This window comes from Metapseudomonas resinovorans, from assembly GCF_002003485.1.
GTDB lineage: Bacteria > Pseudomonadota > Gammaproteobacteria > Pseudomonadales > Pseudomonadaceae > Metapseudomonas > Metapseudomonas resinovorans_D.
The window spans coordinates 135,432-151,244 of the sequence record NZ_BDMA01000094.1 but is presented as its reverse complement, the minus strand read 5'-3'; the positions used below and the strand labels follow the sequence as shown (position 1 = coordinate 151,244).

Sequence of the window (15,813 nt, the reverse complement as noted above, 5' to 3'; positions counted from 1 at the left end):
CTTCCGGTGGGCAGTATCCTGCGCGCCTCCCCCACGTCCTGTTGCGACCGATGCTGCTGTCCACCTTCAAACCCCACGTGCTGAAGCTCATCGAGCTGCTGCAACGCCATCCCCGGCTGATCGCGCTGTACGGCTTCTGCTCCGGCATGGCGAGCTTCTTCCTGGTGGAGCGGGGCGCGCGGGTGGCCAAGGTGATCGCCATCCTGCTGCTGGTGAGCTGGCTCTGGCTGATGCTGGAGAACATTTTCCGGCGCGGCATCGAGCGAGTCTTCGGCGTCGAACTACCACCACCGCTGATGCGCTTCCTGACCCAGCTGATCCACCAGGAAAGCCTGTTCTTCGTGCTGCCGTTCTTCGCCATCACCACCAGCTGGAACAGCGGCCAGGCCTTGTTCACCGGGCTGCTGGGCGTGGCGGCGATCTGTTCCATCACCGACCCGATCTACAACCGCCATCTGGCGCCGCGCCGCTGGCTGTTCCTCGCCTATCACACGCTGACGTTGTTCGCCGTGCTGCTGGCAGCGCTGCCGCTGATCCTTCAGCTGACCACCGCGCAGAGCTACCGCTGGGCTCTGGGCACCGCCGTCGCACTATCCTTCGTCAGTCTGTTCGGGGTAATCCGCGGGCAGCGCTGGTGGCGCGTAGTGGGGCTGCTGGGATTAACCCTGGCCCTCGGCGGGCTGGGCTGGGTCACGCGCATCTGGGTACCCCCCGCGACCCTCTGGCTGACCGAAGTTGCGGTGACGCCGAACATGGATAACCACCAGCGCACACCGGGCGATGGTGTGGAAGAAGTCAGCGCCGCCGAGCTGCGCAGCAAGGGGCTTTACGCCTACACCGCGATCAACGCCCCGCGCGGGCTGAACGAACGCATCTACCACGTGTGGCGCTTCAATGGCCGCGAAGTGGACCGCATTGCCCTGAACATCCACGGCGGCCGCGAAGCCGGCTACCGCGCCTGGACCCACAAGCAGAACTTCCCCGGCAATCCGGCGGGTCGCTGGCAGGTGCAGGTGCTGACTGAAGCCGGACAGATGATCGGTACGCTGCGCTTCAAGGTCACGCCGTCCGAGCTGCCGCCCAAGCCCCATTGAGCATCAGGCCGAAGCGGTAGGGTGCGCCGTGCGCACCGGAGGTTTCACGTGATGCCGAAGCCAATCCCGGAACCGGTGCGCACAGCGCACCCTACGGTCCTGACTGACACCGCATGCCCCGTCGAACCGGCGGCTCAGCCGAAGAACCAGTAGCAGACGCCGATGGACGCGATGACGCCGGACAGGTCCGCCAGCAGCGCGCAGCCCACGGCGTGGCGGGCGCGCTGGATGCCCACCGAGCCGAAGTACACGGCCAGGACGTAGAAGGTGGTTTCGGTGCTGCCCTGCATGGTGGCGGCCACCAGGGCGGGGAAGCTGTCGACGCCCTGGGTCTGGATCGTCTCGATCAGCATGGCGCGGGCGGCACTGCCGGAGAAGGGTTTGACCAGCCCCGTCGGCAGGGCCTCAACGAAGCGGCTGTCCAGTCCCAGTCCTTCGACTACCCAGCGGATCACGTCGAGCAGTTGATCCAGCGCGCCCGAGGCCCGCAGCGCACCCACGGCGCAGAGCATGGCGACCAGGTAGGGCAGGAGGTTCTTCGCTACGTCGAAGCCTTCCTTCGCACCTTCCACGAAGGCCTCGTAGATCGGCACCTTCTTCAGCGCACCCATCACCAGGAAGCTGAGGATCAGGGCGAACAGGGTGAGGTTGCCGAGCAGGGAGGACAGCGCCGTCAGCGCCGTCGCCGAAAGACCGGCCAGCACCGCCATGAAGCCGCCGAGCAGCAGCGCGGCTCCGCCGAACCACGCGAGCAGAACCGGGTCGGTCAGTTTGATCCGCTGCATGAACGCCACCGACAGCAGCGCCGTCATGGTGGAGATCGCGTTGGCCAGGAGGATCGGCAGGAACACCAGGGCCGGATCAGTGGCACCGGCCTGGGCGCGGTACATGAAGATGGTCACCGGCAGCAGCACGAAGGAGGAGGCGTTCATCACCATGAACAGCACCTGGGCGTTGCTCGCCGAGGTGCTGCTGGGATTCAGTTCCTGCAACGCCTTCATCGCCTTGAGGCCGATGGGCGTGGCCGCGTTGTCCAGGCCAAGGCCGTTGGCGGTGAAGCTCAGGGTGACCAGGCCGAGCGCCGGGTGGCCACGTGGCACCTCCGGCATCAGGCGTGCGAACAGCGGGCCGAGCAGGCGCGCGAGGATATCCACCAGGCCGGCCCGCTCGGCGATGCGCAGGAAACCCAGCCACAACGTCAGCGTGCCGAACAGCAGGATCATCACATCGACCGAGAGCTTGGCCATGGCGAACAGGCTTTCCACCATCGCCGCCCAGACACCCGGGTCGCCACCGATCCAGCGTCCCAGTGCGGCCACCGCCGCCACCAGGAAGAAGCTCAGCCACAGGCCGTTGAGCATTTGCAGTCCCCCAGAAAACAGTGAGGCGGATTCTAGCGGGGGTGTAGCCGCAGGGGCGAATTCAATCTGTCCTTGAGTCCGTGCGAATCCAGCTTCCCTCACCCCCGGCCCCTCTCCCGGAGGGAGAGGGGTGACTCGCGATTGGCAAATTCGTGTCAGCCTGCACGATCATCTCCCTCTCCCTCTGGGAGAGGGTTGGGGTGAGGGCAGTTGAGCCCCTGCTGGAACTTGCGCCTGGGCACCCACAAAAAAAGCCCCGACCAAGTCGGGGCTTTCCTTTCGATCACTTCAGCGGATCAATCAATGGCCGCACGCCCCTTGGGCGAAACTTCGGCGCTCGGCAGGGAAGCCAGGTAGCGCTGGCCCTTCTCCGCGTCGTACATGCCTTCCCACTTGGCGATGACCAGTACGGCCAGGGCATTGCCGATCACGTTCAGGGCGGTGCGGGCCATGTCCATGATGCGGTCGACACCGGCGATGAAGGCCAGGCCTTCCAGCGGAATGCCGACGCTGCCCAGGGTGGCCAGCAGGACCACGAAGGAAACGCCCGGCACACCGGCGATGCCCTTGGAGGTGACCATCAGGGTCAGCACCAGCAGGAGCTGCTGGCTGATGCTCAGGTCGATGCCGTAGAGCTGGGCGATGAAGATGGCCGCGATGCTCTGGTACAGGGTCGAACCATCGAGGTTGAAGGAGTAGCCGGTGGGAACCACGAAGCTGCTGATCGCACGCGGTGCGCCGTAGGCTTCCATCTTCTCGATGATGCGCGGCAGCACGGTTTCGGAGCTGGCGGTGGAGTACGCGAGGATCAGTTCGTCCTTGAAGATACGCATCAGCTTGATGATCGAGAAGCCGAATAGGCGCGCCACCAGGCCGAGGACCATGAAGGCGAAGAAGGCGATGGCGAAGTACACCAGCACCACCAGCTTGGCCAGCGGCAGCAGGGAGGCGAAGCCGAAGTTGGCCACGGTCACGGCGATCAGCGCGAATACGCCAATGGGGGCGTAGGCCATGATCATGTGGGTGACCTTGAACATGGTCTCGGAAACGCCCTGGAACACCTTCACCACCGGCTCGCGGGTCTCACTCGGCAGGCTCGACAGGCCAAGGCCGAACATCACCGAGAAGAAGATGATCGGCAGCATCTCGCCCCGGGCCACGGCGGCGAAGATGTTGGAGGGGATCAGGTTCAGCAGGGTCGAGATCAGCGCGTGGTCGTGCTGCACTTCCTGGGCGGTCTGCTGGTACTTGGAGATGTCCACCGTGCCCAGGGTGCTCATGTCGATGCCGGTGCCGGGCTGGAAGAAGTTGGCCAGCAGCAGGCCGACGACGATCGCCACCGTGGTGATGATCTCGAAGTAGAGGATGGTCTTCAGACCAATACGTCCCAGCTTCTTCGCGTCACCCACGCCGGCGATGCCGACGACCAGCGAAGCGATGACGATCGGAATGACGATCATCTTGATCAGGCGGATGAAGATGTCACCGGCCGGTTGCAGGACGTTGGCGATCCACCAGGCCTTCTCGGCACTGAAGTGGTTGAGCAGGGCGCCGATGGCGATACCCAGCACCAGCCCGATGAGAATCTGCCACGCGAGGCTCAGTCTGGCCTTGGTCATAGTCGTCACCCTCTGATTTCTTTTGGAAGTCGGGAGTACGGCACCGTCCGGGATGACCGAGCGGACCGCAAAAAAGGGGCGACATGATTCATAGGGAGCTAACGATCGTCTAATGCCGTAACCGCCTACCCCATGCCGAATCGGCATAACCAAAACGAGATGGAACCATGGTTCCAGCGATATCCAACTGACATTTCCGGCATGGCAATTTCCCGCGAAGGGCGACGGCAAACTGCGTGCGTGCCATCTAGGCTCACTGGGTCCGGCCCGATCGGGCTGCCAGTCTATGGATGAATGGAGAGCGGCAATGAAGAAGGTCCTGGTGCTGTATTACTCGATGTACGGTCATATCGAACGCATGGCGGAATCCGTCGCCGAAGGTGCCCGCAGCGTGTCCGGGGTGGAAGTGACCCTCAAGCGCGTGCCGGAAACCATGCCCGAGGATGTAGCCCGTAAGGCCGGCGCCAAGCTGGATCAGGCCGCCCCCGTGGCGAGCCCGCAGGAACTGGCGGACTACGATGCGATCCTGTTCGGCACGCCGACGCGCTTTGGCAACATGAGCGCGCAGATGCGCAGCTTCCTCGACCAGACTGGCGGGCTCTGGGTGAAGGGCGCACTGATCGGCAAGATCGGCAGCGTCTTCACCTCCACCGGTACCGGCGGCGGCTCGGAAACCACCATCACCTCGTTCTGGCACACGTTGGCGCATCACGGAATGCTGCTCGCCGGGCTGCCTTACTCGGCACCCGAGCTGAGCGATATCAGTGAACTGCGCGGCGGCTCGCCCTATGGCGCGGCCACGGTGGCCGGCAGCGATGGCTCGCGCCAGCCCAGCGCCAAAGAGTTGTCCCTGGCGAAATTCCAGGGCGCCCATGTGGCGACATTGGTGAGCAAGATGCAGTAAAGGAAGGTGAACAACCTGTAGGGGCGAATTCATTCGCCAAAGGATGCGCAGCATCCCCGATAGGTGTGGCGCTCTCCGCTGCCCACCGGGAGCTGGAGCAATGCCAGCTCCCGGCAGCAGCTCGCCCGACCCGGCCCGCGTGGTTGCGGAGGCACCCCTTCTGCCCCTAGGTCACGCCGCTCCAGAAGACGCGGAACAACCCGGCCCCTTGGTCTATCGGCCCGTCGCCAGGCCTTGATCCTTCGGTCCTCAGTACCAGTTCGGGTCCGCTTTCAATTGCTCGTCGAGAATGCGTCGGACCTCTTGGTCCGGCTCGCCGAGCCAGCGGTAACTGGCATGTCGACTGGGCGACTTGTCGGATGGCAAGCCGTCCGGCAACTGCACATAGAGTGCCCAGGCGTCTTCCTTGTTCCAGCTGAAGGCAACATAGAGGCGCTGGTTGAAGCAGTTGTTGGCTTCACACAGCTCCCCCACCAGAAACTTGTCGCCCTCGTCCTCCACCGCCTTCATTGGCGGTGCAGTACCTGAAAGGTTCATTACCCATTCGGGCAGTCGGCTTTCGTCTCGCACCAACTCCTGCCAGGTGTCCTGATACTCAGGGTCGCTGCCGAGCAGTTCGTTGAGTCGGTGCTGCGCATCCGTGTCGACGGCCAGCGCTTGAGCGCTGGCCAGCCCCAGGAGCAAGGCGGCAACCGCCTTGATCGAGTTGTCCATGAAACCTCCTCAAGGGGCTCGCCGGCCCATGATGAAGGACACCACGAACAAGACCAGGAAGACGACGAACAGTATCTTCGCGATGCCCGCGGCGGTTCCGGCAATACCGCCAAAACCCAGTACGGCGGCGACGATTGCGATGACCAGGAAAGTAAGTGCCCAACTCAGCATGGTCTTTCTCCTTTGTGGCTTCGGTGTTGTCTGCGCCATTGCGCAAGGACCACCGGCACGACGCAGGGCGCAGCGTCGGTGGGTGTTGCACACCGTTGGCGAGCGCTGCGCAACATGACGATGCAACACAGCGCGGTAGTCAGGGCGAGGGCAAGGCTCCACATCGCGATGCCTCCAGATCAGAAGACCCAGCGCGACTGGGCGCGGGATTCGGTCCACATTCGCTGACTCACTTCATGCAGCGGCCCATCAGCGCGAATCGGAGCCACGCGGCTGCTTTGTTCTGCTGCGGGAACCTGAACAGGCGCAGGCTGGATGCGCTCGCGCAGGTGATGTTCGGCATATATGCCAAGCACCACCGCTAGCCCGATGAGAAGGACCATCAACCATCTGGACGACAACCACTGGAAACCTTTCATCCTCGAATCCTCCCTCGGGTGGATTGGTGGCCTCGTGACTCGGATGCATGGCTCGCGCCATTCGTGGCCCTTCGAAAACTCTTTCCCACTCAATGGATTATCTCAGCGCCCCGAAGCGGCCTGCCGGCACTTTGCACGGTCTGGTGCTGCTCCTCGGGCAAATTGCATGCTGATAAAAGGCCCGGAACCTCCCTGTCCCAGGCAGAGTTCTCCTGAAGGATGCATGGGTCACAAGAGGTAAAAAGGCCAATGCATCTTCAGGTATTGGGACTATCGCAAGGGCTGTGCCAGCCTCATTCCTGAAGAGATTCTCTTGCTAATCAACCTGTTAGCGTTTCAACCAGGGCTTCCTACACTTGCATGCTGCAATGCCTGTAGGAAAAACGCGTGCAACTTGCACGACAATTCTTGGACTAACTTTCTATGACTCGGAAATGGAGCGAGAGCATGGAACAGGTAACCGAGAACCAGGGACGAATCCTGCTGGTGGATGACGAAGCCGCCATCCTCCGAACCTTTCGTTACTGCCTGGAGGACGAGGGCTACAGCGTCGCCACGGCCACGAATGCAGCGCAGGCGGAGGCGATTCTGCAGAGACAGGTCTTCGACCTGTGCTTCCTCGACCTGCGCCTGGGCGATGACAATGGACTGGACGTCCTGGCCCTCATGCGGGTGCAGGCGCCGTGGATGCGCGTGGTGATCGTCACCGCGCACTCGGCGGTCGATACGGCGGTGGATGCGATGCAATCCGGCGCGGCCGACTACCTGGTCAAGCCCTGCAGTCCGGACCAGTTGCGCATGGCCGCAGCGAAGCAGTTGGAACTACGACAGCTGACGGCGCGCCTGGAGGCCCTGGAAGGTGAAGTGCGCCGTGCAGGTGACGGACTGTTTTCCCAGAGTCCGGCGATGATGGCCGTGCTGGAAACAGCGCGACAGGTCGCCGCCACCGACGCCAACATTCTCATTCTTGGCGAATCGGGCACCGGCAAGGGCGAACTGGCCCGCGCCATCCATGGCTGGAGCAAGCGCGCGAAGAAGGCCGTCGTCACCATCAATTGCCCTTCGCTTTCCGCTGACCTGATGGAAAGCGAGCTGTTCGGACACAATCGGGGCGCCTTCACCGGCGCCAACGAAAGTACCCTGGGCCGGGTCAGCCAGGCCGATGGCGGGACGCTGTTCCTCGACGAGATCGGCGATTTCCCCCTGAGCCTCCAGCCCAAGCTGCTGCGCTTCATCCAGGACAAGGAGTACGAACGGGTGGGCGACCCGGTGACTCGCCGGGCCGACGTGCGCATCCTCGCGGCCACCAACCTCGACCTGGACGAGATGGTTCGCGACGGCCGCTTCCGCGAGGACCTGCTCTATCGCATCAACGTGATCGCCCTGAGCCTGCCGCCCCTGCGCGAGCGCCACGAGGACATCCTCGACCTCACCGAGCGCTTCCTTGCGCGCTTCGTCAGCGAATACGCGCGTCCGGCGCGGGCCTTCAGCGAAGAGGCGACGGCGGCGCTGCTCAACTATCGCTGGCCGGGCAACGTGCGCGAACTGCGCAATGTGATCGAGCGCGCCAGCATCATCTGCAACCAGGAGCGGGTCGACGTCAGCCACCTCGGGCTGGGCGACACACCCACCGCCAACTCGCCCCGGGTAGGGGGGCCACTGAGTCTGGAAGACCTGGAGCGCGCCCATATCGCCGGTGTTCTGGCCAGCAGCGAGACGCTCGACCAGGCCGCCCGCACACTAGGTATCGATGCCTCGACCCTGTATCGCAAACGCAAGCTCTACGGCCTCTGAAGGGGCCGCCGCCATGCAATTGCGCACACGGCTGTTCCTGAGCATTTCAGCGCTGATCACCGTTGCCCTGGTGGGACTGCTGCTGGGTCTGGTGAGCGTGATGCAGATGGCGGGGTCCCAGGAGCGAGTGATCAACCAGGCTTTCGCCACCATCGATATCAGCCTGCGGATGCGTCAGCATCTGGGCGACCAAATGGTCAACCTGATGGGCAAGGACCTGGACCTGCCCGCGTTGCAAGACTCGCAGCAGAAATTCCTCGCCGCGCTGGAAGAGGGTCTGAACTCGACGACGGATGAACAGACCCGCGAGCATTTCCAGCGTATCGCCGCGTCCTACAAGGTCTTCCTCGACGTCGTCCAGCAACCCGCCAGCCTGCGCTGGAGCCTGCTGGACGACAACGATTTCAGTCACTCGCTGGACATCCTGCGCACCAGCATGGTGGAACTGCAGCGCCATTCCCTGACGATGGTGGGGAACGCCGAAGGCTCGGCCCGCAGCCGGGCGTTGCTGGTCGCAAGCCTGCTCGGGGTGCTCGGCCTGGCGGTGCTTGTGGTGGGTTTCATCACCGCCCAGAGCATGGCCCGCCGCTTCGCCGAACCGATCGACGCCCTGGCCAAGGCCGCCGACCAGGTGGGCAAGGGCGATTTCCGGGTCACCTTGCCCCTGTCGCCGGTGAATGAGGTGTCCACCCTGATCCGTCGCTTTGGCGTGATGGCTGATGCGTTGCGCATGTTCAAGGAAACCAATGTCGACAACCTGCTGGCCGAGCAGCAGCGCCTGAATGCAGTCCTTAACAGTATCGACGACGGTTTGCTGATCCTCGATCGCCAGGGGCGCATCCAGCACGCCAACCCCGTGGCGCAGCGACAGCTTTCCTGGGACGAAGTCACCCCTGGGCAATCGCTGTCGCAGGCCCTCGGTCGGCCAGAGATGGACGAGCTGGCCCAGCGAGTATTGCGCGGAGAAACCCTGGACGAAGCGCCCGAGGACCTGGAAATAAACGCCGACGGCGAGCAACGCCTGCTGAACTGGCGGCTGGTTCCGGTGGTTCTCGACGAAGAACGCCTGCAGGGTGGGGTGATGGTGCTGCGGGATGTGACCGAGGAACGTGCCTTCGAGCGGGTGCGCAACGAGTTCGTGTTGCGTGCCTCCCATGAGCTGCGTACTCCGGTCACCGGCATGCAGATGGCGTTCGGTCTACTCAACGAGCGGCTGCACTTCGATCCCGACGGTCGCGAGGCGGATCTGCTGAAGACGGTAGACGAGGAAATGCAGCGGCTGGTACGGCTGATCAACGATCTGCTGGACTTCTCCCGCTACCAGAGCGGAGTGCAGGTGCTGGAACGCGTGTCCTGCGACATTCAAGAGCTGCTGGCAGCCCTGCGCCAGCGCTTCGAGCCGCACGCCAGCGAGCACGGCATCGAGATCGAACTGGACCTGCACCCGCCGCTGCCACAGATGAATCTCGATCGCCTGCAGATCGAGCGCGTGCTGGACAATCTGGTGGGTAATGCGATCCGCCACAGTCCGAACGGGGGACATATCCGCCTGCAGGCCAGGCGCCACGGCGAACGGGTGCTGGTGAGCGTGGCCGATGATGGCGAGGGCGTGCCCTACAGCCAGCAATCGCGAATCTTCGAGCCGTTCGTGCAGGTTGGCCATCGCATGGGAGGAGCCGGCCTCGGCCTGGCCTTGTGCAAGGAGATCGTGCAACTGCATGGCGGGCGCATCGGCCTCTATTCACGCCCTGGCCATGGTGCGCAGTTCTATATGACGTTGCCGGTGTAGGAGCTCGCTCGGAGCCTGCCTGCTTTCCTTGTAGGAAGAGAAGTCCGTGCAGCGGGTAGATTCGCGGCTCGCCCCTTAATGCCGCATCCCGTTGAGCACCAGCAGCAGGGCGGCGGTCTCGGCGTCGGGCTGCCCATCGAAGAGGCGTTGGCGGTATTTCATCTGGAAGGCGGCGATGACATTGCGGGTTTCCCTGTCCAGCACCCCGGTCTGCGGTGTGCTGTAACCCTGGCGAATAAGCTGTTGCTGGAACCAGCCGATCGTGGGCAGGGCCGTGGCGAAGCGCGACTGCTCACGGGCCACCGCACGGGCGTCCGGCCAGGGCAGCAGGCCGGCGTCGGCCAGGCGCTTCCAGGGGAACAGCGGGCCCGGGTCGACCTTGCGCTGGGGCGCGATGTCGCTGTGGCCGATGATGCTGCCCAGGGGCAGGTTGTGGCGCTGCACGATGTCCTTCAGCAGCAGGATGAGCGCATCGATCTGCTCGTCACCGAAGGGCTGGTAGACGCGCCCGGCCGGCGTATCGCGGTAGCCGTCGTTGACCAGTTCGATGCCGATGGTGCTGGCATTCAACCAGGTCCGCCCCTGCCATTCGCTGACGCCCGCATGCCAGGCGCGGCGATTCTCATCCACCAGGCGATAGACCTTCGCCGGTCGGTCGCCGACCAGGTAGTGACTGCTGACGCCGTCACGGGTCAGCAGGCGCAGGGAGTTTTCCATGTTGGTGGAGGTGTAGTGCAGCACCACGTACTGCACGCGGCTGCTCTGGCTCACGGAGGTGTGGCTGTCATCGATGCGCAGCCCGCCGACGCAGCCACCGAGCAGGAGCAGGGCGAGGCTCAGGAAAAAGGTTTTCATGGAGTCAGGTGAAGGATGCTTTGCAGGTTGTCGAGCAGCATGTCGACGCTGAGCATGATCAGCAGCATGCCGGTCAGGCGCTCCACGGCCATCAGGCCCCGGTCACCGAGGAAGCGTTGCAGGAAGGCGGCCTGCAGCAGGATCAGGGCGGTGCAGGCCCAGGCCAGCAGCACGGCGACATAGAGTTCCCAGAGCGCACCCTCGTGGGTGTTGCGCAAGGTCATCAATACGGCGAGGGCCGACGGGCCGGCCACTGCCGGAGTGGCCAACGGCACCAGCATCGGCTCGCCGCCGGGCAGGTCGCCGAGCACCCCTTCGGGACGCGGGAAGATCAGGCGCAGCGCGATGATGAACAGGATGATGCCGCCGGCGATGGCAATGGACTCGCGAGAAAGTCCGAGGCCGCTGAGGATCTTGTCACCGAAGGTGAGGAACAGCATCAGCAAGCCCAGCGCGAACAACAGCTCGCGCAGCGCCACCCGCAGACGGCGCTCGGGGGCCACACCCTTGAGTGCGGCAATGAAGATGGCGATGTTGCCGAAGGGGTCGGTGACCAGAAAGATCAGGACGGCAATGCCTAGGATTTCCATGGGGGCTCCCCTCAACCAATGGGCAGAAGTGTAATGGGCGGCTGCACTGGCGTCTGCGCGCAGACCCTGAGGCGGGTGGTGAAGCTGTTGCGAAATCTTCCCCGGACGCAGGCCCCGGAAGAAAAAGGGCGCGGATTATAGCCGAATGCCACTGCGGTTATCGGACATGGGGGCTACAGACCGGGATGAACGGCGAGGTGGAAATGGCTGCCGCAGGTAATGTTGTAGTTAAGGGAAATCCCCGCCGAGGAAGACCGCCATGCGCCGCGCGCTGCTCTGGTTCAAGCAGGATCTCAGGCTCGATGACCACCCGGCGCTCCAGGCCGCGCTCCAGGCTGACCGTCTGTTGCCCCTGTACGTCTTCGACCCTGCACTGCTCCGTCCTTCGCCCCTCGGCCCGCGACGTCTGGGCGTGCATCGCGCGCGCTTCCTCCTGGAAAGCCTGGCAGCCCTGGATTCCGGCCTGCGCCAGCACGGCTCACGGCTCCTGGTGGTGCAGGGCCATGCGGAACTGGTGATTCCCACCCTGGTGGACCACCTGGGGCTGGACGAAGTCCTCACCCTGGATGAAATGGCGCCCTTCGAGCTCGATGAGATGCGCCGTGTCCGTCATGCCCTGGGCGTGCCGTTCACCACGCTGCCGGGGAACAACCTGCTGCGCGAGGAAGAACTGCCTCGGCCACTGATCGAGCTGCCTTCGGTCTTCAATAAGTTCCGCGACCTGATGGACGAACGCCTGTACGTCTTCCAGCCGCGTCCCGTTCCGCACACGCTGCCGCCATTACCCAGCGGCGCATTGAGCCTGATGGAGCCCCTGCCGACGCTGTCCCGACTGGGGCTGGGCGAGCCGCAGGGAACACCGGCCACCGCATTCCCTTTTGCCGGCGGCGAGCCTGCCGCGCAAGCGCGGCTGCGCGACTATCTCTGGGAATCCCGGGGGGTGCACCAGTATCAGGAAACCCGCAACGGCATGATCGGCAGCGAATACTCATCCAAACTGTCGCCCTGGCTGGCCAATGGCAGCCTGTCGCCACGCCGGGTAGCCGCCGAGCTGCATCGCCTGGAAGCGCAGCATGGCCGCAGTGAATCGACCCAGCAGTTGTGGATGGAATTGCTCTGGCGCGAATTCTTCCGCTGGACACTGCTGCGTTTCGGCAGTGCCCTGTTCCGCGCAGACGGGCTGAAAGCCACCGCCCGGGCGCCGAACAATCTTGACGAGCGCTACCTGCGCTGGTGCAACGGCCGCACCGGCATGCCGCTGGTGGACGCCAACATGCGCGAGCTGATGATGACCGGCTGGATGTCCAGCCGTGGCCGGCAGGTGGTGGCAGCCTACCTGGTCAACGACCTGGAACAGGATTGGCGCTACGGTGCGGCGTGGTTCGAAGAGCACCTGCTGGACTACGACCCAGCGAGCAACTGGGGCAACTGGGCCTACCTCGCCGGCGTGGCCAGCGACCCGCGTCGCGCGCGGGCCTTCAATGCGCTGCGCCAGGCCCGGCAGTACGACCCGGATGCCGCCTACGTCAGTCTCTGGCTACCGGAACTGCGTAGCCTGCCGATCGAGCAGCGGCACACGCCGTTCATGCTCAGCGAGCCGCAGTTCGCCGGGCTGGATTATCCGCGCCTGGAGCACATTCCGGAAAACTGGAAGCCCTATATCTCAAGCGCCGCCTGACGAACTCAGCCCGGTTGCGGCAGCCCCTGCGGGTCGGGCGCGCTGCTTCCTGCCGATGGCTTCGGCAGGGACAGTTCGATGCAGTTGCGCCCCTGGTGCTTGGCCCGGTAAAGCGCCTCGTCCGCGCGCTGGAAGGCGACGTCGCTCGGCTCACCGGCCAGCAATGATGTCAGGCCGGCCGAGAGGGTGATGACCACCCGTTCGCCCTTGAAGTGGAAGGGGCAGGCCTCGATGGCCACGCGCAGGCTTTCCATCAGCTGCTCGCCGCCATCCACAGGGGTAGCAGGCAGCAGCAGGACGAACTCCTCGCCGCCGAAGCGGGCGATGAAGTCGGTCTTGCGCAGGCGCCGATGGAGTTCACCGGCGATGATCTTCAACACCTTGTCGCCGGCGAGGTGGCCGAAGCCATCGTTGATGCGCTTGAAGTGGTCGATGTCGATCACCGCCAGCAGCAGGTCGCCGCCGTAGCGCTGCTGCCGCGCCAGTTCGATTTCCAGGCGCTCGTTCCAGGCCGCGCGGTTGGGCAGCCCGGTGAGCGGGTCCTGCAGGGCCTTCTGGCGCTGCACCTCGAGGTTATCCTGGAAGGTCTTGGCCTCTTCTTCCATGGTCGACACCCGCGTCATCAGCACCTGCAGTCGCTCGCCGACCTCGTGCTCGCGGGCCGAACGCTGCTGTTGGTAGCGGTTCATGGTGTGGAGCAGGCCGTCCAGGCGCTGTTCCAGGCTCTGCTTGAGGTGGGTGAGGTCCGTGGCGTCCTGCACGCTGGCCTGCAAGCCGCTGACCTGCTCGCGCAGTTGGTCGTCCAGGGCTCGGGCGCTGTCCAGCGACTCGGAATAACCTTCGTGAGCCGCGGTCAGGTGCTCGAGGAACAGTGCCAGGCGCTGGTTGAGCTGTTTCAGGTAGCCGGCGAATTCGCGGTGGCCGCTGTCGGTCATCGCCAGCACAAGCACACCTAAATCATCCAGAACCGGCACCAGTTCGTACCAGTTCAGTCCACCTTCCAACCGTTGGCGCAGTGCCGCCGCCTGCGGCTGGTGATGTTCCGGAAGGTCCAGTTCGTCCAGCAGTGAACGCAGGCTGTCGGCGACATGGGGGGCGATGGCGCTGTAGCCCGGCTCGGGTAGGCTGGGGAGGGCGTATTCGGGGTTGCCGTCACCGGTGAGGATGGAAGCGGAGAGCGGCAAGCTGTCCAGACCACTGCTACGCACGGGAGCGGGGGCAGCGACTGCTTGCACGGATTCGACGAGCGCAACGGCCGGCGGAGTGAGCAGGGGATCGATGGCGGTCGCCGGTATCCGCGATTCGACCTCGGGCACGCTTTCAGCTTCCATGGCCGGAGCCGGCACCGGCGCCTGACGCTGTTCCACGTCGGGCGTCGCGGCCTCTGTCCCGGCTACTGGCGCATCCTCGCGGTTGCTGCCGAAAAGCCGCTGCAGCAGACCGGGCTTGGCAACCGACGCGTCTTCATTGGATAGCGCTTCCAGCGCCTGGCCCTGAAGCATCCCGAGTTCGGCAAGCAGGGCTGGCAGCTCGCGGGAGTGGCGCGCGCGCTCATCGATGCGCCTGGCGAACTGCTTGATCCCTTTGCGCACCTCACGCGGCAGATCGAGTGAAAGCAGGCGGCCGGCAATCCCGGTCAGCGCGGTGACGTTCTGTTCCACGCGTTGCTGACGACGATGCTCGGAGTCCAGGACCGCCTTTTCCAAGCGCGGAATCAGCGCCGAAAGACCGGCGTCCATCTGCTCGCTGCGGATGATTTCCCGCAGCTCCTGCATGCACTGGTCAACCGCCTTGTCAGAGCCCTCGGCCGCCAGGGAGCTGCGCACCAGGCCACGACGCAGCAGGTCGAGGCGGGCATCCCAGCGCTTCTCGAGCTTCTCCTGCTGTTCAAGGCTTTCCAGGTATTTCGCTTTCCAACGCTGGGCGTCGTCGCTCATGCAGGGGTTCCGCGCTAGTTGTTGCTGAGAGCCAGGGGCAGATCGGCCTGCAGCTCAGCGGGCAGGCGAATGTCCACCGCCACGGGCAGATGGTCGGAAATGGGTTGGCTGAGCACCGCCACGCGCTCGAGGGTCAGGCTGGAACTGAGCAGGATATGGTCGAGGCAGCGTTGCGGCCGCCAGCTGGGGAACGTCGCTTCGACCTGGGGCGCCAGGAGACCGAGGTCGCGCAGGGGCGAGTTCTGCAGCAGGTCGTTGGCGTGGGTGTTCATGTCGCCCATCAGCACCAGGTGGCGAAAGCCGCTGACGCGCTCGCGGATGTAGGCCAGCTGGCGAGTACGGGTACGGGCCCCGAGGGACAGGTGCATCATCACCACGGCGAGGGCATTGCTGCCCGAACCGAAGCGCAACAGGATCGCGCCGCGGCCGGGAGGGCCGGGCAGGGGATGGTCTTCCAGCAGGCTGGGCTGCAGGCGGCTGAGCAGGCCGTTGCTGTGCTGGGCGATGCGCCCGAGATTGCGGTTGAGCTGCTGATACCAGTAAGGGAAGGCGCCGAGCTGGGCGAGGTGTTCGACCTGATTGATGTAGCCGGAGCGGAGGCTGCCGCCGTCGACCTCCTGCAGGGCGACCAGGTCGTAGTCGCCCAACAGGTCGCCAATGCGCTGGAGGTTTCCGGCGCGGCCCGTGTGCGGCAGCAGGTGCTGCCAGCCACGGGTCAGGTAATGGCGGTAACGCTCGGTGCTGATGCCGACCTGGATGTTGAAGCTGAGCAGGCGCAGGCGACCGTCGGCGGGCAACCCGCCCCTGCCGCAGTGAGGGTTGACCCGTGCATCGCAGGGGCCTGCCTCCCGCTCACCCACCCAGCGTCGCAGCATCGGGCGAATGCGC

At 64.5% G+C, this 15,813-nt stretch carries 14 protein-coding genes; 5 read left to right on the top strand and 9 right to left on the bottom strand.

Annotation, left to right across the window (positions count from 1 at the left end; translation table 11 throughout):
- Window positions 1-50: 50 nt before the first annotated feature.
- Window positions 51-1,094 (top strand): DUF5924 family protein, encoded by a 1,044-nt coding sequence (locus MnOB_RS26905; RefSeq protein ID WP_077527592.1) that lies wholly within the window; start codon window positions 51-53, stop codon window positions 1,092-1,094.
- A 134-nt stretch (window positions 1,095-1,228) separates the two neighbouring features.
- On the opposite strand, the gene MnOB_RS26900 is transcribed toward MnOB_RS26905, so the two are convergent.
- Both MnOB_RS26900 and gltP read right to left on the bottom strand, forming a co-directional pair.
- Complete coding sequence (locus MnOB_RS26900) at window positions 1,229-2,455, bottom strand: nucleoside recognition domain-containing protein (protein WP_077527591.1); 1,227 nt, start codon at window positions 2,453-2,455, stop codon at window positions 1,229-1,231.
- A gap of 296 nt (window positions 2,456-2,751) precedes the next feature.
- Window positions 2,752-4,074, bottom strand: coding sequence for a glutamate/aspartate:proton symporter GltP (gene gltP, locus MnOB_RS26895; protein ID WP_077527590.1), 1,323 nt, complete (start codon window positions 4,072-4,074; stop codon window positions 2,752-2,754).
- Window positions 4,075-4,381: 307 nt separating this feature from the next.
- Here gltP and wrbA point away from each other — a divergent pair, with 307 nt between their 5' ends.
- Window positions 4,382-4,978, top strand: coding sequence for an NAD(P)H:quinone oxidoreductase (gene wrbA / locus MnOB_RS26890; protein ID WP_077527589.1), 597 nt, complete (start codon window positions 4,382-4,384; stop codon window positions 4,976-4,978).
- Window positions 4,979-5,227: 249 nt separating this feature from the next.
- On the opposite strand, the gene MnOB_RS26885 is transcribed toward wrbA, so the two are convergent.
- The 3 genes from MnOB_RS26885 to MnOB_RS26875 all read right to left on the bottom strand — a co-directional run bounded on the left by MnOB_RS26885 (window position 5,228) and on the right by MnOB_RS26875 (window position 6,282).
- Window positions 5,228-5,692, bottom strand: a complete 465-nt coding sequence (locus tag MnOB_RS26885; RefSeq protein ID WP_077527588.1) for an inhibitor of vertebrate lysozyme family protein — start codon at window positions 5,690-5,692, stop codon at window positions 5,228-5,230.
- Window positions 5,693-5,701: 9 nt separating this feature from the next.
- Window positions 5,702-5,863, bottom strand: coding sequence for a DUF1328 domain-containing protein (locus tag MnOB_RS26880; RefSeq protein WP_077527587.1), 162 nt, complete (start codon window positions 5,861-5,863; stop codon window positions 5,702-5,704).
- Window positions 5,864-6,042: 179 nt separating this feature from the next.
- Window positions 6,043-6,282 (bottom strand): hypothetical protein, encoded by a 240-nt coding sequence (locus MnOB_RS26875; RefSeq protein WP_077527586.1) that lies wholly within the window; start codon window positions 6,280-6,282, stop codon window positions 6,043-6,045.
- A gap of 447 nt (window positions 6,283-6,729) precedes the next feature.
- Here MnOB_RS26875 and algB point away from each other — a divergent pair, with 447 nt between their 5' ends.
- The gene (gene algB / locus MnOB_RS26870) at window positions 6,730-8,076 is read left to right on the top strand and encodes a sigma-54-dependent response regulator transcription factor AlgB (protein ID WP_077527585.1); all 1,347 of its coding nucleotides are present in this window, start codon (window positions 6,730-6,732) and stop codon (window positions 8,074-8,076) included.
- Window positions 8,077-8,089: 13 nt separating this feature from the next.
- Window positions 8,090-9,865, top strand: a complete 1,776-nt coding sequence (locus tag MnOB_RS26865) for a KinB sensor domain-containing domain (protein WP_077527584.1) — start codon at window positions 8,090-8,092, stop codon at window positions 9,863-9,865.
- Between the two features lie 75 nt (window positions 9,866-9,940).
- On the opposite strand, the gene MnOB_RS26860 is transcribed toward MnOB_RS26865, so the two are convergent.
- Window positions 9,941-10,720 (bottom strand): N-acetylmuramoyl-L-alanine amidase, encoded by a 780-nt coding sequence (locus MnOB_RS26860; protein ID WP_077527583.1) that lies wholly within the window; start codon window positions 10,718-10,720, stop codon window positions 9,941-9,943.
- Window positions 10,717-11,310 carry a MarC family protein gene (locus MnOB_RS26855; RefSeq protein WP_077527582.1) on the bottom strand — a complete coding sequence of 198 codons (594 nt, stop codon included), beginning with the start codon at window positions 11,308-11,310 and terminating at the stop codon, window positions 10,717-10,719. Before MnOB_RS26855 ends, MnOB_RS26860 begins: the two co-directional genes overlap by 4 nt.
- Window positions 11,311-11,569: 259 nt before the next feature.
- On the opposite strand from MnOB_RS26855, the gene MnOB_RS26850 reads away from it, so the two are divergent.
- Window positions 11,570-12,988, top strand: coding sequence for a DASH family cryptochrome (locus MnOB_RS26850; protein WP_077527581.1), 1,419 nt, complete (start codon window positions 11,570-11,572; stop codon window positions 12,986-12,988).
- A gap of 5 nt (window positions 12,989-12,993) precedes the next feature.
- On the opposite strand, the gene MnOB_RS26845 is transcribed toward MnOB_RS26850, so the two are convergent.
- Both MnOB_RS26845 and MnOB_RS26840 read right to left on the bottom strand, forming a co-directional pair.
- Window positions 12,994-14,925: a diguanylate cyclase gene (locus MnOB_RS26845; RefSeq protein ID WP_077527580.1), complete on the bottom strand. Its 1,932-nt coding sequence runs from the start codon at window positions 14,923-14,925 to the stop codon at window positions 12,994-12,996.
- Between the two features lie 14 nt (window positions 14,926-14,939).
- The gene (locus MnOB_RS26840) at window positions 14,940-15,800 is read right to left on the bottom strand and encodes an endonuclease/exonuclease/phosphatase family protein (protein WP_077527579.1); all 861 of its coding nucleotides are present in this window, start codon (window positions 15,798-15,800) and stop codon (window positions 14,940-14,942) included.
- Window positions 15,801-15,813: the final 13 nt, after the last annotated feature.

Coding starts and splice junctions, on each gene's coding strand:
- MnOB_RS26905 (WP_077527592.1), top strand. CDS start 51: ATGCTGCTGTCCACCTTCAAACCCCACGTGCTGAAGCTCATCGAGCTG.
- MnOB_RS26900 (WP_077527591.1), bottom strand. CDS start 2,455: ATGCTCAACGGCCTGTGGCTGAGCTTCTTCCTGGTGGCGGCGGTGGCC.
- gltP (WP_077527590.1), bottom strand. CDS start 4,074: ATGACCAAGGCCAGACTGAGCCTCGCGTGGCAGATTCTCATCGGGCTG.
- wrbA (WP_077527589.1), top strand. CDS start 4,382: ATGAAGAAGGTCCTGGTGCTGTATTACTCGATGTACGGTCATATCGAA.
- MnOB_RS26885 (WP_077527588.1), bottom strand. CDS start 5,692: ATGGACAACTCGATCAAGGCGGTTGCCGCCTTGCTCCTGGGGCTGGCC.
- MnOB_RS26880 (WP_077527587.1), bottom strand. CDS start 5,863: ATGCTGAGTTGGGCACTTACTTTCCTGGTCATCGCAATCGTCGCCGCC.
- MnOB_RS26875 (WP_077527586.1), bottom strand. CDS start 6,282: ATGAAAGGTTTCCAGTGGTTGTCGTCCAGATGGTTGATGGTCCTTCTC.
- algB (WP_077527585.1), top strand. CDS start 6,730: ATGGAACAGGTAACCGAGAACCAGGGACGAATCCTGCTGGTGGATGAC.
- MnOB_RS26865 (WP_077527584.1), top strand. CDS start 8,090: ATGCAATTGCGCACACGGCTGTTCCTGAGCATTTCAGCGCTGATCACC.
- MnOB_RS26860 (WP_077527583.1), bottom strand. CDS start 10,720: ATGAAAACCTTTTTCCTGAGCCTCGCCCTGCTCCTGCTCGGTGGCTGC.
- MnOB_RS26855 (WP_077527582.1), bottom strand. CDS start 11,310: ATGGAAATCCTAGGCATTGCCGTCCTGATCTTTCTGGTCACCGACCCC.
- MnOB_RS26850 (WP_077527581.1), top strand. CDS start 11,570: ATGCGCCGCGCGCTGCTCTGGTTCAAGCAGGATCTCAGGCTCGATGAC.
- MnOB_RS26845 (WP_077527580.1), bottom strand. CDS start 14,925: ATGAGCGACGACGCCCAGCGTTGGAAAGCGAAATACCTGGAAAGCCTT.
- MnOB_RS26840 (WP_077527579.1), bottom strand. CDS start 15,800: ATGCTGCGACGCTGGGTGGGTGAGCGGGAGGCAGGCCCCTGCGATGCA.